15 protein-coding genes are annotated in these 26,700 nt (G+C 48.9%); 8 read left to right on the top strand and 7 right to left on the bottom strand.

Annotated elements, in window-relative coordinates; all coding sequences use genetic code 11:
• The first annotated feature begins 197 nt into the window (after window positions 1–197).
• Window positions 198–3,278 carry an EAL domain-containing protein gene (locus ACGHTT_RS01245; RefSeq protein ID WP_390593022.1) on the top strand — a complete coding sequence of 1,027 codons (3,081 nt, stop codon included), beginning with the start codon at window positions 198–200 and terminating at the stop codon, window positions 3,276–3,278.
• Window positions 3,279–3,280: 2 nt separating this feature from the next.
• On the opposite strand, the gene ACGHTT_RS01240 is transcribed toward ACGHTT_RS01245, so the two are convergent.
• The 7 genes from ACGHTT_RS01240 to ACGHTT_RS01210 form a co-directional block, all read right to left on the bottom strand.
• Entirely contained in the window at window positions 3,281–4,021 is a 741-nt protein-coding gene (locus ACGHTT_RS01240; RefSeq protein WP_390593021.1) for an arginine N-succinyltransferase, read from the bottom strand.
• Entirely contained in the window at window positions 4,018–4,986 is a 969-nt protein-coding gene (locus ACGHTT_RS01235; protein WP_390593019.1) for an arginine N-succinyltransferase, read from the bottom strand. Before ACGHTT_RS01235 ends, ACGHTT_RS01240 begins: the two co-directional genes overlap by 4 nt.
• Window positions 4,983–6,260, bottom strand: a complete 1,278-nt coding sequence (locus ACGHTT_RS01230; RefSeq protein ID WP_390593017.1) for a cyanophycinase — start codon at window positions 6,258–6,260, stop codon at window positions 4,983–4,985. Before ACGHTT_RS01230 ends, ACGHTT_RS01235 begins: the two co-directional genes overlap by 4 nt.
• A gap of 3 nt (window positions 6,261–6,263) precedes the next feature.
• A complete protein-coding gene (locus tag ACGHTT_RS01225) occupies window positions 6,264–7,193 on the bottom strand; it encodes a GlxA family transcriptional regulator (RefSeq protein WP_390593015.1) in 930 nt (309 codons plus the stop codon).
• Window positions 7,194–7,196: 3 nt separating this feature from the next.
• Window positions 7,197–8,360 (bottom strand): beta-aspartyl-peptidase, encoded by a 1,164-nt coding sequence (gene iadA / locus ACGHTT_RS01220; RefSeq protein WP_390593014.1) that lies wholly within the window; start codon window positions 8,358–8,360, stop codon window positions 7,197–7,199.
• Between the two features lie 11 nt (window positions 8,361–8,371).
• On the bottom strand, window positions 8,372–9,865 hold the full coding sequence (gene yfcC / locus ACGHTT_RS01215; protein ID WP_390593013.1) for a putative basic amino acid antiporter YfcC: 1,494 nt from the start codon (window positions 9,863–9,865) through the stop codon (window positions 8,372–8,374).
• Window positions 9,866–10,001: 136 nt separating this feature from the next.
• The gene (locus tag ACGHTT_RS01210; RefSeq protein WP_390593012.1) at window positions 10,002–12,878 is read right to left on the bottom strand and encodes a TonB-dependent receptor plug domain-containing protein; all 2,877 of its coding nucleotides are present in this window, start codon (window positions 12,876–12,878) and stop codon (window positions 10,002–10,004) included.
• Between the two features lie 505 nt (window positions 12,879–13,383).
• Between ACGHTT_RS01210 and ACGHTT_RS01205 the strand changes: the two genes are divergently transcribed.
• From ACGHTT_RS01205 to ACGHTT_RS01175, 7 genes are all read left to right on the top strand, one after another.
• Complete coding sequence (locus tag ACGHTT_RS01205; RefSeq protein WP_390593010.1) at window positions 13,384–14,760, top strand: aspartate ammonia-lyase; 1,377 nt, start codon at window positions 13,384–13,386, stop codon at window positions 14,758–14,760.
• 156 nt (window positions 14,761–14,916) lie between these two features.
• Complete coding sequence (locus ACGHTT_RS01200; protein ID WP_390593008.1) at window positions 14,917–16,308, top strand: Type 1 glutamine amidotransferase-like domain-containing protein; 1,392 nt, start codon at window positions 14,917–14,919, stop codon at window positions 16,306–16,308.
• Window positions 16,309–16,563: 255 nt separating this feature from the next.
• Complete coding sequence (gene glyA / locus ACGHTT_RS01195) at window positions 16,564–17,832, top strand: serine hydroxymethyltransferase (RefSeq protein WP_390593007.1); 1,269 nt, start codon at window positions 16,564–16,566, stop codon at window positions 17,830–17,832.
• Between the two features lie 312 nt (window positions 17,833–18,144).
• Window positions 18,145–21,039, top strand: coding sequence for a TonB-dependent receptor (locus tag ACGHTT_RS01190; protein ID WP_390593006.1), 2,895 nt, complete (start codon window positions 18,145–18,147; stop codon window positions 21,037–21,039).
• Window positions 21,040–21,206: 167 nt separating this feature from the next.
• Entirely contained in the window at window positions 21,207–22,715 is a 1,509-nt protein-coding gene (locus tag ACGHTT_RS01185) for a tryptophan halogenase family protein (RefSeq protein WP_390593005.1), read from the top strand.
• Window positions 22,716–22,809: 94 nt separating this feature from the next.
• Window positions 22,810–24,837, top strand: a complete 2,028-nt coding sequence (locus ACGHTT_RS01180) for a glycoside hydrolase family 97 protein (RefSeq protein WP_390593003.1) — start codon at window positions 22,810–22,812, stop codon at window positions 24,835–24,837.
• Complete coding sequence (locus ACGHTT_RS01175; protein WP_390593001.1) at window positions 24,837–26,696, top strand: glycoside hydrolase family 13 protein; 1,860 nt, start codon at window positions 24,837–24,839, stop codon at window positions 26,694–26,696. The genes ACGHTT_RS01180 and ACGHTT_RS01175 overlap by 1 nt, the downstream gene beginning before the upstream one ends.
• Window positions 26,697–26,700 lie beyond the last annotated feature (4 nt).

The raw sequence follows: 26,700 nt of genomic DNA, 5'->3' as shown, positions 1-26,700 counted from the left end.
CCTAACTTTATAAAACTCGGGTGTAGACTTCCCTGTACAAACCTACTTATAACAACAAAGGAATTTATCAACACCAGTTATAACTAAATTCTCTTTTTTGCACGCCTACCGGTGTGATCTCATCGTAGAAACTCACCCATTCGCGCGTCTAACGGCGCTCTAGTTAAGCAACCAGCCCAATGCCGGTCTATGCTTAAATGGATGATGTTCGGCAAAATGGACAGGATGCCTGTGGCTTACTCACGATGACTGCTTCAACGCCCCATATTAGTGATAAACAAACGCTTGCCGATGCCTGTGCCCTGTTTTTGGAAACTGGCGCATTGTATTTATCTGTCGACGGCCCCCACCCTAGTTCACTTAGCCTGCACCAAGTCCGCACGCTGCTTGCCGAACACAACTTACCTCTCACGCACCCCTTGTCTAAACTTGCGGCGCTACAAACACAGGCCTGTGCCGCACCTTCAGCCGTGCTATCAAATAGATTATCGGCAGACACGCTGCTGGAACTACTGCAAGCGCTGGTGAGCACAAGTAACGATGCCATCTATATTAAAGATGTGCATGGCCGCTATCTGTTTGCCAATGAAGCCTATGCTCATGCCATCGGTCGGCCGTTGCATACAATTATTGACGCAACAGATCTGTCGCTAACCACCCCAGCTTTGGCACACAAGGCCATGCAACTAGATGCACAAATTATTCGACAAGACGAGCTAGAAATTTTCGAAGAATCCATTGCAAATAGGCTGGGTGTTTCAACCTACTTAACAACTAAAGGCCCTTTAAAATCAAATGGCATCGTCTTGGGAACTTTCGGAATTTCAAGGGCGGTTGACGAACTTAAGGAGGCCAAACAGGCGCGCGCTCAACACGAGAGTGAGCTAGAGGCTATTTTCCAGTCACTCCCCGATCTATTTTTTCGTCTCGGTGCAGACGGCACTATTTTGGATTATAAAGCGCAGGAGGAAGCTGATCTTTACCGGCCTCCGAGTGAATTTTTAGGTAAGCGTATGCAAGACGTTCTACCTAAACACTTGGGAGACATGTTTTCGGCAAAGCTCCAAGAGCAGAAGGCATCCGGAAAACTTCTTCGCTATGAATACGAGCTTGACTTGCCCACGGGCAACACAAGGTTCGAAGCCAGACTTCGAAATATTACCGGCTATGATGAATTCATTGTGCTGGTGCGAAACATTACATCTCAATACAACGAGCAAAAAGCGCTCACGAGAGTTCAACATCAGTTACAAATGGCGCTTGAAGCCACCAAAGAGGGCGTCTGGGATTGGGATTTGGAAACTGGTTTGTGGACCGCAAGCAATCAGTTTTTCGACATGCTTGGCTATCCTCCCGATCCAAGCCCCCAACCTATTCAACACTGGAACGAGAAAATTCATCCGAAAGATGTCGGCAGGAGAAATCACGCCTACAAATCAATCATTCGCGGCGACTCAGCGGTACTCGATGTAGAATTTCGGGTTCAAAATATGGCTGGCTCTTATCAATGGATAAGAGCCAGAGGCAAAATCGTTGAAGTGAGCTTAGAAAATAGAGTTAGGCGTCTCGTTGGCACCCATGAAGACATTACTGAACGACGTGAACTAGAGGAAAGATTGAAACTCGCGGCCACGGTTTTCAAAAACACTGCCGAGGGTGTCATTATTGCTAACCCCAAGGGCTATATCATTGATGTCAACCAAGGCTTCGAAGACGTGACAGGTTTTGGCCGAGAAGATGTAATCGGTCGGCACGTTAGGTTACTCAATTCTGGTCGACAGGCACCAGCCTTCTATCGGTCCATGTGGAACGAGCTTGAAAAAAGTGGCAACTGGAAAGGCGAGATATGGAATAAGCGCAAGGATGGTTCATTAGTACCCGAGTGGTTAAATATCAGTGCAGTTAAGGATGACAATAACAATGTCAGCCACTACGTCGCAGTTTTTTCAGATATTTCTGTACTTAAACGCTCAGAGGAAAAACTCGATCATATGGCGCATCACGATGCCCTAACAGGCTTGCCAAACAGACTGATGCTACAAGCAAGAATGGGGCGCGCATTGGTTCACGCTCACAGAAACAAGAACGCTATAGCCCTTTTGTTTTTAGATATAGATAGATTTAAAAACATCAACGACAGCATGGGGCATCACACCGGTGACTCTCTGTTAAAACAGGTGGCCGCACGCCTAAAAATTTGCGTGCGCAACGAAGATACGGTCGCGCGGCTTGGCGGTGACGAGTTCGTTGTTTTGTTAGAAAATTTAACCGACCCTAACGCTCCTGCCTTGGTCGCGGAAAAAATTCTACAAGAGATTCGAAAACCCTTTGCGTTACATAACAGTGATTTTTACACCACCACCAGCATCGGCATCAGCATCTACCCGACAGATGGCACTAGCCCATCCGAACTACTGAGAAATGCAGATACAGCCATGTATCAGGTCAAGCAAAAAGGCAGAGACGGCTTTACCTTTTATACCCAGCGATTTACCGATGCTGCGCGTAAAAAGACCGAAATGGAATCCGAGCTACACCGAGCAATAGCGCAGAACGAAATGCAGCTTTGGTACCAACCCCAGTTTCATCTGGCCTCGGAAGAGCTTATCGGCATGGAAGCGTTAATTCGATGGATTCATCCGATCAAAGGCATGATCCCGCCTGATTTGTTCATCCCCCTAGCGGAGGAAAGTGGCCTGATTGTCAAAATTGGCGAATGGGTAATCAATCGGTCTTGTGCGCAAATCCGTCAATGGCTCGATAGAAATATCGCCGTTCCCAGAATTGGCATTAACATTTCAGGCGCGGAATTACGCCAAGGTGACTTACTAAGAACCCTGTCAAACGCACTTGAGCAACATCAAATTCCAGGACAATACTTAGAAATTGAAATAACCGAAAACTTCATGATGGAAGATATTGAAAAAGCCATCAAGCTCATAAAAGAATTGAAAAACATGGGCATAGAGGTAGCCATCGACGACTTCGGCACTGGCTACTCGTCACTATCCTACTTAAAATCGCTACCCATTAGGCGACTCAAAATAGATAAGTCCTTCGTCATTGACATACCAAAAAACACACATGATATGGCAATAACAAAAGCAATTATCGCGATGGGTCACAGCCTAGACCTAGAGGTCATCGCAGAGGGCGTCGAGACTCGAGAACAACAAAAGTTCCTGCACGACAATGCCTGTAATTTCGGCCAAGGCTATCTCTTTTGCCGACCATCAACGGCCGAAAACATTGAGCGCTGGCTATCAAAAAAAGAATAGATCTAACCCAACAAACGGGTCAATATCGGGCCGCCATCAAAGACGGATAGTCTAGCGCTATCGATAAATCCTTGCTGCCTCAGCCAAATCGCTAACGGCTCATGCAGCGCATCATTGCTGTCAGCCGTCAACAAAGCACCGTCCAGGAAGCATTCATAAAGCGGAGTTTGAGGTAATAGCTCAGCATGATGGTGATTGCAGTCTTGGTAAGATATGCCAGTTAAGGGCAAGCCAGTAACGCGCCAAAAATGCTCGCCACTGCTTACTGGTAAGCTAACACAGATATGACCGGAAAACTTATCCTGGCCCGACGCTAAAAAACCAAGTGCCGCCGAGATCAAATCCTTCGCTAAGCTTTCCCTTCCATTTGCCACAACACATAGCGCCAGAGAGTGCTGACCTAGCAATCCCTGATCAAGCGTGATCACCTGCTGCTCGTGACATACGGACAACATATCGGACCGATGCAATGCCTTAGAACGACTGTAGCTTAAACAGTTAATACCGTAACCAATGAGCGTATGTAATTCGAGCATCCCCATGAGCTGAGCGTTCTCATAGGCCACGAATATGTAATTTGAAGCAGACTCGCCTTCCCCGTACAAAAAAGCAGTCACAGACTCCTTAACCTGGTTTTCTATCTGCCATGTACGGGCTAATTGCGAGCCGAAGACACAGCTCGCCCTCGGCATAAACTCTTGCAGATCCGATATATCTGAAATTTGTACAGGGCGAATATTCAACGCAAAGACTCCTGAACCAGATAACGGCGATTCGCTGCAGGGACATGATCAAGACCGGTATTTTTATCGATTAACTGACAGCGAAAAGCCAAACCGTCCCCACCGCAAATCAAATAGTTTTCACCCACATTAGCGCCGTCAACTGAACTGCTTCTGAAGCTTTTTAATTCTTGCTTTTTGCATGAAAAGCAGGGGCCCGCATCAAACACATCGACATAGGGTGTATTGCTAAAACCTTCCGACAAAGCAGCCGCCAGCAAGTCATCAAAGCATTTATCATGGCGGCCGATAACGGCCTGCGCATCGCGCGATAACAATGCCGTATAGATAGGTTGTGGCGGCATCAACTCTCCAACAAAGGATTTACTCAAAGTACCACAATAATGCTCTGCTTGATCGTACTCCATGGCAAAAAAAGCTTTACCCAGGGCATTCCAAAACGGTGACTCTGCTTGATTATTGGTTACCCCAACAAACTCCACTACAACCTCATCACAGAACCGCTCTGGGTAGCTGGACATGTAGAGAATTCTGGCTTGAGCCAGTAAATTTATGCTGGTTTTAGTGCTAAATTTATCGGCTATAAAAAAACCACTAAATACCGATTTGCCATTGTTATCGGCGCAGAGAATGAGGCGATCTTGCACATGGCGCTGATTTAAATTTGGCGAAAATACGTAGTGCTTGTCCAGCCGAAAATTGAAATAGGGTTCATGCTTTCCAGCGCAAGCTAGAATGCCGCTAACACCCACTACCCTATCTGTGTCAGCATCGATTAGCGCAAATAGATACTCCTCGTCAGCAGGCTCAATCACCTCTTTGGCGAATGATTCCACACTGCACTGCAATCGCCTTATCAGGCGATCGCGATCCTCCGGCAATGATGTTAAGCCCACCGGACTATCGTAGGCCAACTGCTCTAAAGCTTCTAAATCCGAAAGTAGACACGGTCGCACATACATCATGGAATAAGCCTTTCTGATAAACGACGCAGTTCGACAGAGAAAATGACATTAACAGCAGAGTAACTGTCTTTAGTTCCATCGAGATAGCCCCAATAGCCTTCGCTTTTGGGGGATTGCTTAAATTGATAGCGAATTAAGTAATCATGGTTTTGAAATCGAGCCAGCGTGAATCGATCAAGTTGCTTGGTATCACTGTTATCCAACAAATCAAAACCCAAACTTTGGTCCAATCTCGCATTCGCCAGTGCAAATCCACCACCGGAATGCACGCCACCGGCAAAGGCTTCTTGGCCAACAGTTTTCTGCTTGCCGTCACTGGATTTAAATAGTTTACGGCTCCATTGCCAACTATCTCCGGCTGCCATGACCGATAGCGAGAACTGACGAATAACCTCAGTTGCGACACCCGCTTGTTCGAGCGAATCCCCACGCAGGTTACAACCGCCAGTAGCAGCCTCAAGCCAAATCACGTTGCCGCGCCCCAATACGCGTAGGCTTTGCTTTTCCAGATCAACGAAAGCCGCGGTATCCTCGTCCACTCCAAGCCCGTAGCCTTGCTTTAGCCTACACATTGCAACGGCTAGCCGGCCCAAACGCGCCTTGCGATCAAAGTGTTGATCCACCAAGATGCCGGGCAATAAATTCAATCCTGGCTGCCAATATAATTGGCCTAACTCCTGACTCTCCATGCCGGTATAAGCCTCGGCGGGCGATGTCAAAAGTGCGCTAATACTATCGCCACCGGCAATCATTTGATGACTCATCATTGCCGCACCAGCGCTAGTACCACCAACAATCGCACCGGATTGTAGCTTGTCCCGAATGAATCTCAGTAGCGGGCTTTCTTCACCATCGCGCATTAGAAGTTGCGTTATCCGGGTTTGATCTCCTCCTACAAACCAAAAACCTTGCACCCCCGCTAGCGATGCAAGTAAATCAGTAGAATAAGCGTTGTCTTGCCACTTGCTTTCGTCCACTTCCGTTGAACGATCATCGACGAGCGCGAGAGGAAGAATCACTATCCGCTCATTGGTAACGCCGTAGCGATTCAAATCCTTACGAAATTTCTCCGCATAAAGCGTTGGACGACCCGAAGCCGCTGGGACAATGGCAATTTTCGCTTGCGCCGGAATTGCATCGATAAAAGCGCTGTAAACTTGCGCATTGGAGCTTTCTAAAGCACCGCCGACGATCAATAATTTTCCTCCGGCTAACGCCATTGAGCCAAACGAAAACGACAGCATTAAGACTACAAAGAAAAATAGAAATCGCATTATTTAATCCACCGAGTTCAAGAATTGACTGCGCTCCTCGCGCGGCGTCTGCTGAAAGCGCTGTCGATAAGCGGTACTAAAATGTGGCCCCGAAGAGAAGCCACAGCGAGAACCGATTTCCACAATTGAAAGATTGCTCTCTAGCAATAGTTTTTTTGCAGCATCTAAACGAAGATTCAAATAGTAGCGCGAAGGCACTTCTTGTAAATATTTTTTGAATAAGCGCTCCAACTGACGTCGTGAGATGCCTAAATAATCGGCAATTTCACTGGTCGCCAGAGGCTCCTCTATATTGGCTTCCATAAGCAGTACGCCCTCTAGCAACTTTGGCTCCTGAGAGCCTAAATGGGTCTGTAGGGGAACTTTTTGCCGTTCGTTACCCTGGCGAATTTTATCGCACTGCAGCCAATCGGCCACTTGCGTTGCGATGCCAGCGCCACACAGCAAGCGAATCCAATGCAAGGCTAAATGCAAACTAGCCAACTCACCGGCACAGGTGGTTAAGGGTGGCGCCCACTCAAATAGCGCCGCGCTCGGATTAAGCGCTGGAAATTTAATGCGCAAGCTATCCAGTAACTGCCAATGTGCAGAGACCCGCTTATTATCCAATGCACCACTCGCGGCTAAATGTACCACTGCATTGCCCAACGCCATTACATGAACATTGCGCTTAATCTGCAGTAGAACTAATTCATTCAGGTCGACATTTTGGTGCGCGCGCTTGGGCCAGAGCATTGAACCGATGAGCACAACAACCTGGCCCGAAAACATACGCAACGCATTGTGGTCGCGGCTCTGCGCAATAGAAAATATTTGTTTATCCAACACGCGATTCGCTGTTTCCAAAGCCTGTAACATGACCTCGCGCGCCATCCCCGAGCTGTCAGCCAGCTCGTAAAGCAAAACGCTGATGGGCAAGTGCTGGCTGGTCATCGGTTAGCGATCAAACATAGACTTGGCCAGAATTTTACTATCGCGCATTAACCATTTACCTTGGCTGACAAGGCCAGACACCGCCATCCGCTCGGAATCTATAATGGCGAAGTCGGCGCCACCATTGAGCGCAATTTTGCCCTGTGCAAGTCCAAGAATGCGCGCCGGGTTTTCGGTAATCAGCTTTAAAGCGTCGGAAACGCTTAACACCTTAGCCTCAATGAGAAGCGCCACTTCTTCCCAAAGACTACCAATACCGCCCACTTCAAGTCCATCTAGCTGACCCGCTGCGTTGAAATGCGGCAGCGAGCCTTGCGCGTCTGATGAAAACGTCATTTGCGATAGCGGCACACCTTTTTCTAATGCAATCTGCACTGACTCACTGGCGCGGCGCTCACCCATGGCAAGAATGTCGTCGGTGGTACTGGTGGTGAAATCAAGGTAGCCACCTAGACGCGCAAAGGCCGCACCTTTTGCAATTAAACTGTCACTGCGACCCATGTGTGTGGGATAAAACTGACTAATCGGTAGCGCCGTATTAGTCACAACTTCATGTAATACATCAAGCGCCGATTCATCTTCACCAACATGGATACTTACGACGCCGGACTTTCCTGAAAGCATGCCTGCAACTCTAGCGTCGCTAGCAACCCTCGCCAGTTCGCGCCACGAAGGTTGCGAACCGCGATGATCGGCAATAGCAATTTCACCTACGCCGATTACAGGTTCAATCAACATAATATCTTTGCGCAAATCGCCCGTTAAGGTTTGTACCGGCAATTGGTAGCTGCCGCTATGCATGTAACAATGCAGTCCAATAGCATTCAGCGCTTGCGTTTTACCAAACAACTCGCCGAGACTGCGACAAGTCGCATCTGTACCTAACACCCCGACCATTGTGGTAACACCTGCTTTGATCGCGTCAACGGCGTTGAGCTCAGGCGTACGCGTGGCAAAGCCGCCCTCGCCGCCACCGCCAGTGATATGCACCAAGGAATCAACAAAGCCGGGCACCAGCCACTGACCTGCGGCGTCATACTCGTCAAGCTTAAAGCCGCTGACATTGAGCTGCTTTTCCATAGCCACTATTTTTCCGCCGGCAATTAGCAGATCGACATTACCTAAGGCCTGGGGCGCGAATACCTGCGCATTTTTTATTAACAACATAACCAAAACCCTTAGAAACCCGTCAAACTGGCGCCAATCACGCAAAGGCTTGCGACGCAAAAAATGACTAGAAAGAAACGCCAAATAAATTTAATCCAAACTAACCACTCTATCTGCGCCGCGCCTAAACATCCCATTAACGCCGCACTGGTAGGTATTAAGATATTAGTCAGGCCATCGCCCAACTGAAACGCCAATACAGCAGTTTGCCGAGTAACGCCTAATAGATCTGATAATGGCGACATGATCGGCATTGTCAACGCGGCTTGACCTGATCCCGATGTCACAAAGAAGTTAAATACACTCTGAAAAACATACATACCCCAAGCTGTCAGCGTCGAGGGCAGCTCGCCTAAGGCACCTGCGGCGTAAAACAACAAAGTGTTGAGTAAACTAGGTTGATTTGGATCATCGCCACCGAGCAGTAGCACAATACCTTTGGCAAAGGCCACCACCATAGCGGCGGGTAATAGTTGCGCCGCACCGTGCCGAAAGGCTGCGATAGCGCTATTGGCGGTCATCGCATTTAACTTAAACCAGACGCCAACAACAGCAGCGGCTAAACCCATACAAAAAAATTGGCTGGCAATTTCTGGCAAATAGTATTGGCGCACAGTTACGCCCCAAATCATCCAAAAAATACCGGCACATAAAACCGCTAAAATGAGGCAGTGGCCGCGCTCGAATGTGGCGATAGTGTTGTCGTTATCGCACGCCACCAAACGCGTGTCAGTTTGCGCGCTCAGCGAGGGCACACCATTTTTTAATTGCCGGCCATAACGCCAGATCCACACCATGCCCAGCGCTGTGAAAAATAGCCATATCGCCAAGCGTACTTGTGCGCCAGATAGCAAGGGCACGCCGGCAATACCCTGCGCAATTGCGACCCCAAACGGATTCATCCACGAGGTCGCAAAACCCACTTGAGTGGCAAGGTAAGTCACCACAACCGCTGACAAGCCGTCATAGCCCAATCGCACTAGCACCGGCGCTAGCATCAAGGTAAACGGGATTGCCTCTTCACCCATGCCAAATACAGCACCGCCGAGAGAAAATAACAAGAACAAGGTCGGCAAAAGCCAAGCCGTGGACTTGGTTTCTGTGCCAACCAATTTACCAATACCGGCGTCAACGGCGCCGGTGGCAAATACCACACCAAAGGCACCACCGGTGATTAAGATGAAGGCGAAAACGCCAATGGCGGAACCCCACTTATCACCGGCAACCAAACCTTCAAATAAGGTATTTAAAAGCCCCATAGCGCCACCCTCTGCAAACAAGGGCAAGCCCTGCGCTTCAGGCAACTGGACGAAGGACTCGGGCACAATGACACTGCGACCATCGATCATGAGCGCTTCGGTGAAATAGCCACCGGGGATCAACCAACCTAAACCCCAAGCCACCAAGGCAATCACCATTAAGATTAGCCAAGTATCAGGCATGCTGATAGCTACCGGGGCGGCGGTTTTTGGGGTCAACTCTTCCTGTATTTTTGAATTTTGCATAAACATGAACGCCCTTAGCAGGTTAAAACCCTACTAAGGGCGAGCCAACCTCTTTCGTTGTATAACAAGCTAATTAATCGAGTCGATTAACCTCAGCACCTAACCATTTCTAAGTGCCATTAATTGTAGACGACCATTAAAACACGTAGTTATAACGCAGTGTGGCAAAGCGACCCATAATGGAGTGGTTGCTGTAATCAACATTTGACGAAGAACCAAACACATCTGGCGCACGCTTATCTAGCAAGTTCTTCACACTTAGCTGTAAGTAAGAGTCATTGTTAAACACGTAGCCGATGTTGGCATTAAACAAAGTTACCGACGGTATAGTCACTTCATCGTCTTTCGTTAAGCCATAGTTATCGAGGGTTTCTGCGCGTACATCGCGCAAATCATCGCGGTAGCTGTGAACATAGTTAGCCGACAAGCGCGCGCGCCAGCCGTCGTTGCGCCAGGAAACCGCAGCGTTAGATTTCAACCGTGGGAAGCGGAATTCGCCAGCCCAGTTTTCGATCTTAGTCGCGTCCGATACTTTCTCTTCAAAGTTACTTAAGTATGAGGCATCCCAGGTTAAGGTGAAGCTACCTACATCGGAATCGATGTACTGGGTGTAGGAAAGATCGACACCGTCGGTCTTTTGATAACCTGCGTTAACTAGTTGGAAATGCGCATCCAACAACTCACCAGTTACCGGATCCACCAAAATACCTGGCGTGCCAGTTGGCAAATCGGCGAAATCTGTAGACTGCACAACTTGGCCGTCGTTAGTGCCATTAATGGTTTGCGCGATATAATCATTTTCCTCAAGCTTTACTAGATCTTCATATTCGATATTCCAGTAATCAAGGTTGATTTCAATATTATCCGTTGGGCGCAACAACATACCGACCGACCAAGTTTCCGCGGTCTCTGGCTCTAATCCTGCATTCGCTACCACTTCGGTGTTTAAACTTTGCGACTTAGTCGCGCCATCACACAAATCACCGAACTCTGTATTGGAAAAACCAGGGTTCTCATCACAGAAAGCGGTGTAACTTGTCAGCGTTGTTCCTTGGCCGGCTTGCGCCAAGCTTGGTGCACGGAAAGAGGTTGACCAGTTGGCACGGAAAGTCAGCTCGTCCATCGGCTGATAGCGCAAGCCAACCTTTGGATTGGTGCTTGAACCAAAGTCACTGTAGTCATCGAAACGCGCCGCCAACTGCACTTCGAATTGCTCTGTGATAGGCACGTAAAATTCGGCGAAGGCGGCGAACAATTCGCGATCGTATTGCACTTGCGTCGCAGAAAATCCCATCACTGGGTCATCGTTTAGATCGGTGGCTAAGGCAATTGACGACGGTGTGTCCTGTGCCGATTCCTCACGATATTCCGCACCAAATGCCGCGCTTACAGCACCCGCTGGCAGTGTAAACAAGGCGCCGGAAATTTTCGCATCAATCGCTGTCAACTCCGACTCACCCTCTCGAGTGGCCGTAGTGCGGAAGAAGTCTGCATCCACTTGCTGGTTCGCTTGGCCGCCAAAGGGGCTGTACCATAGCGTGGTTTTACCACTGTCTTCACAGGCACTATTGCCATTGTAAGTATAATCGCGGTTGGCAATATCCACTGCATATTGATCCACTAAACTGCCATCAGTACATAAGTTGCCCAATAGCGCGTTGGTGACTAGCTCGCGCACATAGAAACCATCGGTGGCGTTTTGGGTCGATTGGCTATTGCCATAAGACAGCGCGGTTTCCCAGCTCCAGTCATTAATTTCACCGCGCAAACCTGAAACAATACGGTAAGACTGGGTATCTACCTCAACTGCACGGGCGTCGGGAAAAGAGCCATAGGCGGTCATGTAATCATCGCCCGCAGACAAAATAACATCTGCTACCGTATCGCTTGGGAAAGAACCAAAACCACCGTCATCGGCGGAGGCAATAATGCCTGCCGCAAGATCAGCATCCTGATTCCAACCTGGGTGAAATGCACTCACCGGTAAATTAAACGATTTAGGCGAAGACACACCATTTGAATGGTTATCTTGTACCATCAATTCATTGAACCAGGTTAAATTCTCAGACAGATTAACGCTAAACTGTGCTGTTGCGCCCAAGGCCTCTAGGTCACCTTCCGAACTGTAAAACCCGTTCTGATTTAATGCGCAGTATTCACCAAACTCACCATCAGCCGGTGTTGCACAGCCAGACTCGATCACATCACCCAAGCCACCAAATACAGGGTGCGGACCCATCCAGTAACCATCATTAAATGAAGGATAGATACCATCTAAACTTGGGCGCTTAGACTGCGCAGTCTCTTCGCGGTCGCGCTCAAAGGTGGCGTTGCGCTTGTAATAATCTACCACCACTAAGGTGTTGGTGTTATCGGTGGTGTGACCCCAAACGGCGTTAATATTGAAACGACCATCATCCGTATCTGCCCATGAATCGCCATAATTCACATCGACTTCAAAGCCGTCAAAATCTTCGCGCAAAATTAAATTCACAACACCCGCAACGGCATCGGCACCATAAAGTGCGGAAGAGCCACTGGGCAAAATTTCAACACGCTCAATGGCTGCCAGGGGAATGCTGTTAGTATCAACAAAAGACTCACTGCCTTTAGCAAATGAGCTAACACTGACGCGGCGACCGTTAACCAAAGTCAAGGTGGAGCCGGTACCTAAACCACGCAGAGAGATACCGGAAGCACCTACAGGTGACTGACCAGACTGTGGTCCTGAGCCCTCAGTGGTAAAAGTACCTGTGCCGCCGCCTGTGATGGAGATTTCGTCAAACAGGTCGCTCAGCGAATTGGCACCGCTGGCGACGATATCTTCGCGGTTTATTTGTACTGCCTGAACCGCGCCTTCTAAATCAAGGCCTTTAATGTTAGTGCCGGTTACGAAGATTTCTTCCAGTGAGTCTAGCGTCTCTGGGGTTTGTGCGCCGGCGTTAACCGCTAGCACAGCAGTAAGACCCAAAGCGGCCCGAATGGAACGAAATAACAAGGTTTTATTTGGCATGATGCACACTCTATTCATTATTGGTTTTGTCAAAAAATCAGCGGAAAAATTGCCCGCGAACGGGCTCAAAAAGGACACACAGGGAAGCGTTACTCGTCAAACCACTCACTGAGGCAATAGCGCGCTGCAACCCTCGTTAAGGCCGTCGAAAACGGTGTTAATAAAGTTTGAAAGCGCATGGGTGGTCTCACGAGTTGTTAATGGCTATTAGTTTTACGGCAATGTTGACCTAGGTTCAATCCGGCGCGCAGCCGCCAGAAGCCTGATTGGGATAGAAAAATAGTTTTTAAAATCAGCCACTTATGCGATCGTGGCAATGCAGATCAGGCGCTTCATGTCGCACCTGCTTGTACAAGTGTGTCGCAAATCTGTAAGTCGCTGCGTTAGCTGCCAGAAGGCACTTTTACACCCAGCTCCCTCTCTGCTTCAAATATGCGCCAGCCTAGATGACACGGCGCAGCACCAGCGCACAATGGCGCTCATCTGCCTACTGCGAGCACCCCATATGAACAATACCCGCCTAGAAATGGACTCCATTGGTTCACGAGCTATCGACAGCTACGTTTACTACGGTGTGCAAACCCAACGAGCACTGGAAAACTTTTCCCAATTGGGCAAGCCGCTGTCTGCATTTCCGCGGCTCTTAACGGCCATGGCACAAATCAAAATCGCCTGCGCCCAGGCGAATGCACAAACAGCCGATTTAGCGCCACATTTAGCGCGAGCAATAAGCAATGCCTGCGAGGAAATTATCCAAGGCCAATGGCACGATCAATTTCCAGTTAGCCTATTGCAAGGCGGTGCTGGAACATCCACTAACATGAATGTCAATGAAGTAGTGGCCAATAGAGGCTTAGAATTACTTGGCCACAACAAAGGCGAATACCAATATTTGCACCCAAACGACCACGTAAACTGTGGCCAATCAACCAATGACGTCTACCCTACGGCGCTGCGCTTAGCGCTGTATTACCAAAGCCAAACACTCACCTCAGAGCTAAGCGAATTGGTTCAAAGCTTCTTGAAAAAAGGCCAAGCTTTTTCCCATATTGCGAAAGTTGGCCGCACCCAAATGCAGGATGCTGTGCCGATGACACTGGGGCAAGAATTTACTGCCTTCGGACAAAGTTTACAGCAATGCGAAAATCGCATTACAACCACCACCACTCACTTATTAAATGTCAACCTAGGAGGTACAGCCATCGGTACAGGTATTAACGCCAGCCCAGATTTTCGTGCACATGCACTCGGGAATCTCCGCATATTGACCGGCCTAAACCTTAAACACAGCAATGACCTCCTGCAGGCCAGCTGGGATACCGGCGACTTAGTAGACGTATCCTCGACACTGAAACGACTGGCAATAAATTTGTCGAAAATAGCCAATGATCTTCGCTTATTAAGCTCTGGTCCACACTGCGGCTTCAACGAAATTCATTTACCTAAAATGCAGCCAGGCTCTTCCATCATGCCTGGCAAGGTAAATCCCGTGATTCCAGAAACCATCAATCAAATTGCTTTCGATGTTATCGGTAAAGACCATGCCGTTTGCATGGCGGCGGAGCAGGCGCAATTACAACTGAATGCATTCGAGCCGCTAATGGCGGAATGCCTTTTCACAGCGATGGATAGGTTGCTGATTGGCTGCCAATTGCTACGCGAAAAATGCGTCGATCACATCGAGGCAAATACTGATCAGTGCGAGAAAAACTTACGCCAGTCACATGCACTAGCAACGCTATTTAATCCCCTGCTCGGCTATAAACTCACCAGTGAACTGATCAACGAATCCAATCAACTTAAGGTATCTTTTGTGGAACTCGTACAACAGCGAAAGCTTTTATCCACAGACCAAATGCAAGGCCTACTCGAAAGTTGCTAGCCAATAGCAAACAAGCCTGTTAGGCGTTCGTGTAACAAAAGACCAATTTGTTTTCAAAATGCGCCCAGTGCTTGGACATAAATCTTCATCAGTTCCAAGCTTGATCGCGCAGAAGATGTAGCTCTGCCCAACAAAAATAACGAAGGGCAAGAAAAGATGAAGATTATAAAAACGCTATTATCGGTGCTTGCGCTTGCTGGCTTGTCATTTAGCGCACTCGCCTGCGTGACCAGCGAGCAGGAATCCAACGATAAAGAATCCAACGCCAATGGCGGCTTATGCGCCGACACACCTGTGGCCGGCAGCATTTCTGGCAGTCGTGATGTAGATTGGTATTATCTCGACCTCTCTCAAGCGGCGAACTTAACTATCAGCCTTAGCCATGGCAGTGGCGACGATTTCGATTGGTTTTTTTATCCCAGCAGTGGCGCCTATACCGCCTCTGCACAAACCAGCAGCAGCACAGAAGTAGGTACAGCAAACGCCAACAGCGCAGGCCGCTATTACATAAAAATCACTCGCTACCGCGGTAGAGGTAATTACACCTTGTTAGCCTCTGGCTTTGACAGCGATGGTGGATCAGGTGGCGACGAGGACAACTGCAGCTACGGTGCTAGGCCAAGCAAGCCAAGCCAACTGTCTAGCAGCTTACTTGGCGCCTCCGCAGATAAATGCGCCAGCTTGAGTTCAGGTAACGGCGCCCTATTGCTTATGGGCGGCGGCGCTGATGTGGATGCCGCTTTTAGTCATCGCGTTGCGCCACAAATTCAGGGCGGTGACATCGTGGTACTGCGCACCAGCGGCTCAGATGCCTATAACAGTTACCTGAAGGGCCTAACCAATGCCGACTCAGTAGAAACATTAATTGTCGATCGACAAAGCCTCGCTAACGACGCTTATGTTGAGTGGGCGGTCAAAAGTGCAGAATTTGTTTGGATTGCCGGTGGCGACCAATCCGACTATCTAAATCAATGGGCAGGTACAAAACTGGCGGCGGCGATTGATTACGTTTATCAAAAGGGCGGCGTGATCGGCGGCACCTCGGCAGGCAATGCCGTGCAATCACAGCACATTTACGACCCAGACGGCATTGCCGGCATCTACTCCGATGAAGCGGTAACTGACTTATGCCACCCCTACATCAACATCAGCCGCGATTTTTTATCGACGCCGATAATGCAAAACCTCATTACTGACACCCACTTTGCCGAGCGCGACCGCATGGGCCGGCTCATGGTGCTTATGGCCAACCTACCGAGCAACACAACGGGTATCGGTGCCGACGAAGCAACCTCCATTTTCTTTAACGCCAGCGGTCATGGTGTAGTGGATGGTACCGGCGCCGTTTATGTGTTGCGCGAAGGCGTCAGCACCAGTCGTACCCAAGCGAGCTGCGGTTTGCCCGTTGTGTATCAAAACCTGCAGCGCTACAAACTAAGTGCCAGCGACAGCTTCAATCTCATCACCGGCGCATCCAACGTTAGCGCTAAACCTATCGGCATTGATGGCCGGAACGATAGCTTCTATATCAACTCCCCCTATAATTAACTTTTTTCGTCCGCTTTCTAGCAGGGCCACTTGTGTGGCTCTGTTTTGTCTCAGATGCCCGATCACGAATTTAACCCGTTAAATATTCTCACTTGTGATGCAATGTTTCCTATAGTAAATTTGAGTTTCCTATAGGAAACAATACAGGCAGTTATATTGTGTATCGAAATAATTCAACGGCCCTAAGCCGCTCGAATGATGTACAATGCGCGCCTTCAAATTTTCATCATTGTCAGGCTACAGCAGGGCTTACCCATGTTTGATAAATCACAGACCATCGCATCCTACGACCCAGAACTGTGGGCCTCTATCCAAAACGAAGAGCGCCGTCAGGAAGAGCATATCGAACTGATTGCCTCTGAAAACTACACCAGCCCCATGGTTATGGTTGCCCAGGGCACCAAACTGACCAACAAGTACGCCGAAGGCTACCCAGGCAAGCGCTACTACGGTGGCTGTGAATACGTCGATGTGGCCGAATCTTTGGCTATCGAACGCGCTAAAGAGCTGTTCGGAGCAGATTACGCCAACGTACAACCGCACTCAGGCTCGCAAGCCAACGGTGCTGTGTATGCCGCGCTGTGTGAGCCGGGCGACACCGTTCTTGGTATGAGTTTAGCCCACGGTGGTCACTTGACCCACGGCGCTTCTGTCAGCTTTTCTGGCAAAGTCTATAAGTCGGTTCAGTATGGTATCAACACCGAAACCGGCGTGATTGATTACGATGAAGTTGAGCGCTTGGCCGTTGAACACAAGCCAAAGATGATCGTGGCCGGCTTCTCTGCTTACTCACAAATCATGGATTGGCAGCGTTTCCGCGCCATCGCCGACAAAGTAGGCGCTTACTTATTCGTGGATATGGCACACGTTGCAGGCCTTGTAGCCGCCGGTGTTTACCCTAACCCGGTACAAATTGCCGACGTGACCACCACCACTACGCACAAAACCTTGCGCGGCCCACGCGGCGGTTTGATTCTGGCCAAAGCCAACGAAGCCATCGAGAAGAAGCTGAACTCAGCGGTATTCCCGGGCGGTCAAGGCGGCCCATTAATGCACGTGATCGCAGCCAAAGCGGTGAGCTTCAAAGAAGCCATGAGCCCCGAGTACAAAGCCTATCAACAACAGGTTGTGAAGAACGCCAAAGCCATGGCCGCTACCTTCATCGAGCGCGGCATTAAAATCGTTTCCGGCGGCACCGAAAACCATTTAATGCTGGTTGATTTGATTGGCAAAGAGTACACCGGTAAAGATGCCGACGCCGCCCTAGGCGCCGCCAACATCACCGTGAACAAAAACGCCGTACCGAACGACCCACGCTCGCCCTTCGTAACCTCTGGTCTGCGTGTTGGCACCCCCGCCATCACCACCCGAGGCTTTAAAGAAGAAGAAACCGTGCAGCTAACCCACTGGATGTGCGACGTGCTAGAGGCCTTAGAAAGTGGCAAGGCCGAGGCGAAAATCGAAGAAGTGAAAGCCAAGGTGTTGGACATCTGCAAACGTTTCCCTGTTTACGGCGATATCTAGTCGACATTGCCTGTGAGTTAGACAATAAGGCCTGCTCTAGCGGGCTTTGTTGTTTCTGGCCTATTAACCTTTCCTCTCAGATCTTTTCATCCCACCCAGTGTAAGTTTTCTCGCCTAAACTGATTCCAGAGAAGTTTTCCGCACCCGCTTTGTACACTTGTGCCGAAAAACACCGTTACGCATTCGTATGCATAAGCCTGCATAGCTATGAATACGTATGTAGTCCCTTGTGACAAAAGGCCTTGCGTCATTAGCATGGTTTTCTCATCACCGCTAAACCGTGATCATAATAAGTAATCTGAGGGATACCCTATGAGCAGCCGTTATAACCCAAGCAAAAGTCTGCGCTTTGCACCGACCTTATTGTCAGCAGCGATATTAGCTGCATCTTCAGCTGGCGCCTTTGCGCAGGTGAGCGATGCAGAAAAAGAGGCAATCGATTCGCTTGAAGAAATTCAAGTTTATGGTATTCGCACTTCGATTTTGAATTCAGTTGACGCCAAGCGCGACGCCGACACTATTGCCGATATTATTGACGCCGGCGCCATGTCATCGCTGCCAGATCAATCTATTGCAGATGCGCTCGGTCGCGTACCCGGTGTAACCACCGTGCGTAGCAACGGACAATCCTCACAGTTAAACATTCGCGGTATGAATGGCGACTTCATTCAAACCACCCTAAATGGTCGCGAACAGGCTTCTACCTCTGGCTATACCGAAAGCACCCGTTGGATGTCTTTTGACCAATACCCTGCAGAGCTGATTACCCAAGCTGCCGTATATAAATCTCCTAAAGCCTCTATGATCGAAGGCGGCGTCGCCGGTATCGTTAACCTAAAAACGGTTAACCCGCTTGATTCAGAAAAAGAACACAATTTTAATGCCACTATCCGCGCCTCATATAATGACTCCGCCGAAAGTGTTGGCGCAGACGAATACGGGAACCGCTACAGCTTGTCCTACCAAGGCAAGTTTGCCGACGATATGGTTGGCTTAGCACTCGGCTATACCCACATGGATCAGCCCAACAGCTTCGTAGGCGCCCGTGCAGGTGCAGACGACCAGATTGGTTATAATCAGGGTGCAGAATTACGTAACCGCGCCTTCCAATGGCAAGCTGGTACAGGTACAGACGAGCGCGATGGTTTCATGGGCACCGTGGTATTCCAACCCGCCGATAACTTTAAAGCTCAGCTTGACTACTTTAAATCCACCTTTGATCGCACCGATACTCGACACGGCATCACTGTCGGGGGCTTACAAAACGATAGCACCTTCGCGCTGTCTAACACCACCGTTTCAAACGGTATAGTTACTGGCGCAACCGTTGACATTACCGAAGCAAAAACCGACGAGAAATCAAGCCCTTGGTTTGAGTCCCGCACGGAAGATCAATCAACGAAAGCCGACAGCGAAAGTTTTGGTTTAAACCTCGAGTGGAATATCACCGACAGCCAAACACTGACTGCTGATATCGCCACCAGTGAAGGCACCAAAACCCGTAAAGACCGCTTGGCATCCATGCATGCCTACGACTTAACTTACTCGGGCAACGTACTGACCGACTGGGAAGAGGCTGCTGGCCAGTCCTTCACCTACAGCCACAATGGCGACGGTATACCGACTGCAAGTTTCGCCGGTGTTGATTTTACCGACCTGAACACCATGCGTTTGTCACGCTATGAAGAATATCCACACGAGTACACAGATAAAGTTAACAGCGTAAAGCTAGACTACAAAATCGACCTAGAATGGGGTGCACTTTCTTCCATCGAGGCCGGCGTACGCGTATCTGAGCGTGAATTTGATTCCAAGCGTGGCGCATTTTTATACGGATCGCGTGATGGCCTGTTTAGCAACGCTGCTGGTATAGCTGAAAGCTGGAACGTAGATAGCGACGGTAACTACTGTGATGACAATTTATCAACACCAGTAGTCGCGTGCGTGCCACAAGCATTAGACGGTTTTGCTCAGGTTCAATCGGTCGCAGGCGCTCCTGACCACTTAGTTATTACCAATATGGACGCCCTAGCAACCAGCATATTTGGTGCTGGGAACTACGAAGGCAAGCAAGTATTCAGTCAAGACTGGACTTTCGTTGAGTCAGGCTTACTGGAAGAGAATGTCAACGCTTTCTACCTGATGGCCAATCTCGCCACTGAAGTTGGCGGCATTGAAGTGACCGGTAATGTGGGCGTTCGCTACATCGAAACTGACATCAAATCGAGCGGCGTACAGAACGTAGGCACTGGCAACGGCATCGATATCACCGATGACCTAGGCGTGACTCAAGACAACTACGACTACGTCAAGTACGGCCCAGAGTTCAACGACACACTGCCTTCGCTTAACCTCAACTTCCACCTCACCGAAAACGACATCGTGCGCTTCGCTGCAGCGAAAGTGATGGGTCGCCCACCGGTTGGTCAATTGAAAGGCGGCGCAGGCTCTTGGAACAGTGGCAACGAATACAATGTTTGGACTAAGGGTTCACCCTACCTAGACCCCTTCAGGGCCAACCAGATCGACTTGTCTTATGAGCACTATTTTGAAGATGGTGGCGCGATTACCGTTGCAGCTTTCTGGAAAGATATCGAAAGTCTGGTTGAAAAACAGTATATCTATCTAGATACCCAACAAGAGCGAACAGACTTGTTTGACTCATTAGGTATAGAAGTGCCAACAGGATTAGACGCCGGAGCCTTTGAAACTTACGTAAACAATGATAACGGCGGTTACATTCGCGGATTCGAGTTGGCGGGCACTAAGACCTTCAGCTCTCTACCAGGTATTTTCGGAGGCTTAGGCGCTACAGCAAGCTATTCATATACTGAGTCTGAAACAGAAATTAGCGGCGGTAATTTGTACGGCCAAACTCTTCCTTTACCAGGCTTATCCGAGAATGTATGGAGTGTAACAGGCTTCTGGGATATCGGTGATTTCAGCACTCACGTGAATGTTCGTTATCGCGATGAGTTCATCCTGAACATGCCAATTCCTGGCAGCTCTACACCAGTAACAGCACAACCTTACACTACAGTCGATGCGCAAGCATCTTATGCATTTGATAACGGAATTGATGTAGTATTTTCCATCAACAACTTAACAAATGAACCAGATGTACTAGAATACGGCGCAGACAATGCGTTCGGTGAATACAAAGAGTTTGGACGTCAATATTACTTAGGTGTTAACTACTCCTACTAGTTCTTGGCGTAGTGCTTGCGACGTCAGTTGTGAGCGAAAGATAAAAAACCGCCCGCCGAGCCCCGCTTGTCGGGCGGTTTTTTCATTTTAATACTGCTATTTTATTAAGGTGTCACTTTTAAAATGCTTCTTAATAACCTAGTCGTTTAACCACGCAGAGACGTTGTATGAATACTGAGAAAAAACAAATCGTCATTTTAGGTGGCGGAACCGCAGGTTGGATTGCAGCCAATCTAATGGCCGTGCACTGGAAGGACAAGTTCGATATCACGCTGGTGGAATCGCCAAATATTGGCACAATTGGTGTGGGAGAAGGCTCCACTCCGCCGCTGCGTGGTTTTTTCAGTGCTATTGGCGTGCCCGAGTCCGAATGGATGAACGAGTGCCAAGCCACCTACAAAGTCGGAATCACTTTTAAAGATTGGAGTGTAAAATCAGGCTTCGACCACTATTTTCATCCATTTCTATCACAGCCTGATGAATTCTCCGCTCCAGCTTTTTTCCATAACAGTTTCTTACGGCGCAAAGGTATAGATTTAGAAGGCCACCCTGACCACTTTTTTCTCGCTACAGAATTAGCAAAGCAAAAGCTAGCGCCTATTGCACCGCCAAACTTTCCCTTTGAAATAAATTACGGCTATCACTTTGATTCAGGTTTGCTCGGTAAATTTCTCGCCAAAAAAGCCGCCACTAAAGGCGTCAAACATCAGCTAGCGACGGTGCAAGACGTTACCTTTGACAACCAAGGCAATATTAAGACACTGGTTACCGATAACGGCGAACATATAGCGGCCGACCTGTTCTTTGACTGCACAGGCTTTCGCGGCCAGTTAATTCAAAAAGCCTTAAAAGTGCCCTATCACAGCTGCGCGAAAAGTTTGTTCAATGACTCAGCCGTGGTTTTCGCCACAGAACAAACAGGCGAGCCAGAATCGCAAACTATCTCAACCGCCTTAAAATACGGATGGGCGTGGAATATTCCCCTGCAAAATCGAATTGGCAATGGCTATGTATTCAGCTCTAGCTTTTGCGATGAAGACAAAGCTGAAACCGAATTTAGAGAACACCTTGGTCTACTCGACGCCGACACAGAGGCGCGCCATATTAAATTCCAAGTGGGTCGCGTTGAACAACACTGGGCTAAGAACTGTCTTGCCATAGGTTTATCACAAGGCTTCATTGAGCCCTTAGAAGCGACCGCATTGGACATGGTGCAGGAAACAGTAGTGCGCTTCATTGAAGCCTATAATCAAGGCGAAGGTACCGATAAGTTTCGTCAGGATTTTAACAACCGCATCAACGCGCGCTTCGATGCCATTCGCGATTACATCGTTTGCCACTACCGAATTTCGAGCCGCACCGATACCGACTACTGGATTGCCAACGGCAACAACCAACATATCTCGCGCTCGCTCCACGCGATCCTTGCCTCGTGGATGGCAGGCAACAACATTACTGATGAGCTCGAACGGCAAAAGCTCGATGCCTATTTCCCAAATGTCTCTTGGAATTGCCTATTAACCGGAAAGGGAATCTATCCCGATCCATCCCAATTAAAACCCGGGAATGACATGGCGCATAAGTATAAAATCGAACAGCTACAACGCTACATCAAAGGTTGCGCACTAAATTTTAAATCTCACAGCGAGCAATTAAAGCTGCTAACAACATCCTAACGTGATTTTGATGAATACGTATGCACAGAGTTTTATCGGGGCCAGCATCCACATAGCATGGGGGGAGACTGTACTTTAATAATAAGGGCTCCCCATGCGCCACCTTTTTCTGTTTGCAGGTATTAGTGTCATAGCGACTATCGGAAATGCCGCCAGCATTTCCATCACCAGTCCAGATGAACAACTAAAAATAACCTTAAGCGATGACGAAAGCCGCCCGCGCTATAGTATTGAGCTAAATAAAGAATCGATTATTCAACCGTCAATCTTGGGTTTGACCTTTTTACAGCAAGGCGAATTCGCACAAGACGTTAAGCTCACCCACCATAAACACTCGAGTAGCGATAGCCGATGGCAACAGCCATGGGGAGAAAGACGATGGATACGCGATCATCACAAGAGCCTAGTTGCTACCTTTACACACTCAAACGGCAGCCACTTTCGAGTCCATATAAAAGCCTTCAACGATGGCATCGGTTTACGCTATGAGGTGCCAAAGCAAAAAGACCTATCGGCACTGACCATTACCGACGAACAAACAGAGTTCGTCATTGCTAAGGCTGACGAAGCTGAAGCGCTGTGGATACCCGCGCGCGGCTGGAACCGCTACGAATACCTCTATCAACGCACGGCATTTGATGCCGTCGACCGCGTGCACACGCCTTTCACGTTCAAACTAGTCAGCGGCACCCACGTGAGCATCCACGAAGCGGCGCTCACCGACTATGCCGCCATGACCTTGGACCAACGTCGACCAGGCACCCTGAAAGCCGACCTCACGCCTTGGTCCGACGGCACGAAAGTAAAAACGCAAGCAGGCTTTTTTTCACCTTGGCGCACGATTCAAATTAGTAAAGACGCCACCGGACTTATCACCTCGGATTTAATTCTCAACCTCAACGAACCCAACAAACTTGGCGACGTTAGTTGGGTCAAGCCCGGAAAATACCTAGGCATTTGGTGGGGCATGCATCTGGATGTTAATACGTGGGGCAGCGGCGCAAAGCACGGCGCTACCACAAAGAATACAAAAGCCTTGCTGGATTTCGCCGCCGAAAACAATTTCGATGGTGTACTAGTTGAAGGCTGGAACGAAGGTTGGGATGGCGACTGGTTTCACAATGGCGACCTATTCAGCTTCACCAAAAACTATCCAGATTTCGATATACATGAAATTTCACGATATGCCGCATCAAAAAGCGTCAAACTTATTGGCCATCATGAAACTTCTGGAAATGTAACTAACTACCGTAATCAGATGTCGGAGGCCTTGAATCTCTACGCTAACCATGGTGTTAGCCAAATAAAAACAGGTTACGTGGCAGATGGAGGCAACATCAAAAGAGTTGACGAGCAAGGTATCGTGCGCCGTGAATGGCACGACGGCCAGTTCATGGTAAATGAATATCTATACAACATCACCGAAGCCGCCAAACGCAAGATCAGTATAAACACCCATGAGCCCATCAAAGATACTGGCCTTAGGCGAACCTATCCCAATTGGATTTCACGCGAGGGGGCTCGCGGCCAGGAATTCAATGCCTGGGGCAGCCCGCCTAACCCACCCGAGCATACGGTAAATTTGGTATTCACTCGGATGCTCGCGGGCCCGATGGATTACACCCCAGGAATATTTAACCTCGCCTGGGATGGTTTAGACGCCGAAAATCGCGTCAAAAGTACGCTCGCACATCAACTCGCGCTCTACGTTGTGCTGTATAGCCCGATTCAAATGGCAGCGGACTTGCCCGAGAACTATTTAGCTAAACCCGAAGCCTTTCAGTTTATTAAAGATGTCGTCACCGACTGGGACGAAAGCAAGGCGTTAGCCGCCGAGTTTGGCGAGTATGCCGCGTTCGCACGAAAGGACAGGCACTCAAGCGATTGGTTTTTAGGCGCTATCACCAATGACAAGCCGCGCACAATCACGCTGCCACTCGATTTTTTGAACAAAGATAAACGCTATCGAATAACTACCTATCGAGATGGTAAAGATGCCAGCTGGCGCAGCAATCCCTACGCCTTAGACATCGATAGTCACATTGTCGGCACAAAAGATTCACTCTCTGTTTATCTTGCGAGCGGCGGTGGTTTTGCCGCCCGACTAGAGGAAGTTGAATAATGAAGAACAAATATGCTGCGAAAGCGAGCTGCATCCTTTTGGCACTGTTCTTTGGCCAAGTAAATGCCAATGCGCTAGACATCGTACGGGTTGACCCTCCCAATTGGTGGGTCGGGATGCACAGCAAGACCGTACAACTGTCTATTTATGCCAAGGATATCAGCAGCTATCAAATCAGCAGCTCAGAGGACAAAGTAACCATTGTTCGGACAGATAAAACTGAGAACAAAAACTATCTGTTTGTTACGCTGGCTATCGATCCAGCATTGAGTACCGAAACCGTTTTTTTGAACTTCAAAAAGCTTGGCGCTAGTACTGTTCGCTACCCTTACACTATTGCCAAACGCACCGCGGGCTCATCTGCGCGAAAAGGTTTCGACAATAGTGATCTCATTTACTTAATAACGCCCGACCGCTTCGCCAATGGCGATCCCAGCAATGATCATATTGCCGCTATGGGCGATCGGCTCGACCGAAGCGCTGAATTTTCCCGCCACGGTGGCGATCTGAAAGGTATAGTGCAGAACTTAGGCTATTTAAAAAGTCTTGGCGTAACTCAGCTGTGGCTCAATCCAGTACTGGAAAATAAACAGCCCAATAGCTCCTACCACGGTTACGCAATCACCGATCACTACCAAGTTGACCCCCGCTACGGTGATAACGCGCTGTATAAACAACTCGCCACACAAGCGAAACTACATGGCATCGGCCTCATCATAGACTTAATTCCCAATCACATTGGCCATAAACATTGGTGGATGAAGGATTTACCCAGCGACGACTGGATTAACTTCAACAACACCTTCTCAGCCACCAATCACATGCGCGAATCGATACAGGACCCTTACGCCGTGGAAGCAGACAAACAACAGTTCACCGATGGTTGGTTCGTCGCCACCATGCCGGATCTCAATCAACGCAACCCTTTGCTGGCAAATTATTTAATTCAAAATGCCATTTGGTGGATTGAGACCGCGCAGCTTAGCGGCATACGAATAGATACTTGGTCTTACTCAGACAAACAGTTTCTAAGCCAATGGAGTGACCGTATTCTAGCCGAATATCCGCAATTGAATATGGTCGGTGAAGAGTGGTCCACCACACCGAGTATTATCGCCTACTGGCAAAAAGGCGCGAGCAATTCAGATAACTACGTCTCTAACTTACCCAGCTTATTTGATTTTCCATTGCAGGCCAGCATCGCTCCTGCGCTCAAGGAAGAGGAAAGCTGGAACAGTGGGCTGATCAAGCTCTATAAGGCAGTAGCGTCCGACTCAATTTACCCCAACGCCAACGCGCTAACCATTTTCGCCGACAACCACGACATGAGCCGCCTAATGACCCAGGTCGATGGCGATGCTGATCTCAATAAAATGGCGTTGACGCTTATTGCCACCTTGCGCGGCACACCGCAGATTTTTTACGGTGCTGAAATTGCCATGCAACATCCAGGCACGGAGTCGCATGGCGCCATTCGAGCGGACTTCCCAGGCGGTTGGGCAGACGACGAAGTAAACGCCTTTACCGGGAAAAACCTAAATATAGATCAATCCCAGACTTTGGATTATGTGCGCAAGCTATTTAATTGGCGTAAATCAGCCAGCGCAATTCACCAAGGCCAGATGCGCCATCTTGCACCAATGGACGGCATTTACTGTTTCACGCGCTTCAATTCAGAAGAACGCTGGTTGATTTGTCTCAACAAAAACAAAGATGCCGTGACGCTGCCACACGCTCAGCTTGTACCGCTTGTGAATAGCGGAAAGATCGCCAAACACTTCCTGTCGCAAGAAACTCAACTCTTAACGCAAGGCCTAACGCTTAAAGCCCGCAGTGCCGACGTCTATCGCATTCAATAATGAG

It is taken from the genome of Simiduia litorea (assembly GCF_042853465.1).
GTDB classification, from domain to species: Bacteria; Pseudomonadota; Gammaproteobacteria; order Pseudomonadales; family Cellvibrionaceae; genus Simiduia; species Simiduia litorea.
Note: the sequence above shows the minus strand (reverse complement) of the source record. Positions and strands in the feature narration are given on the sequence as shown.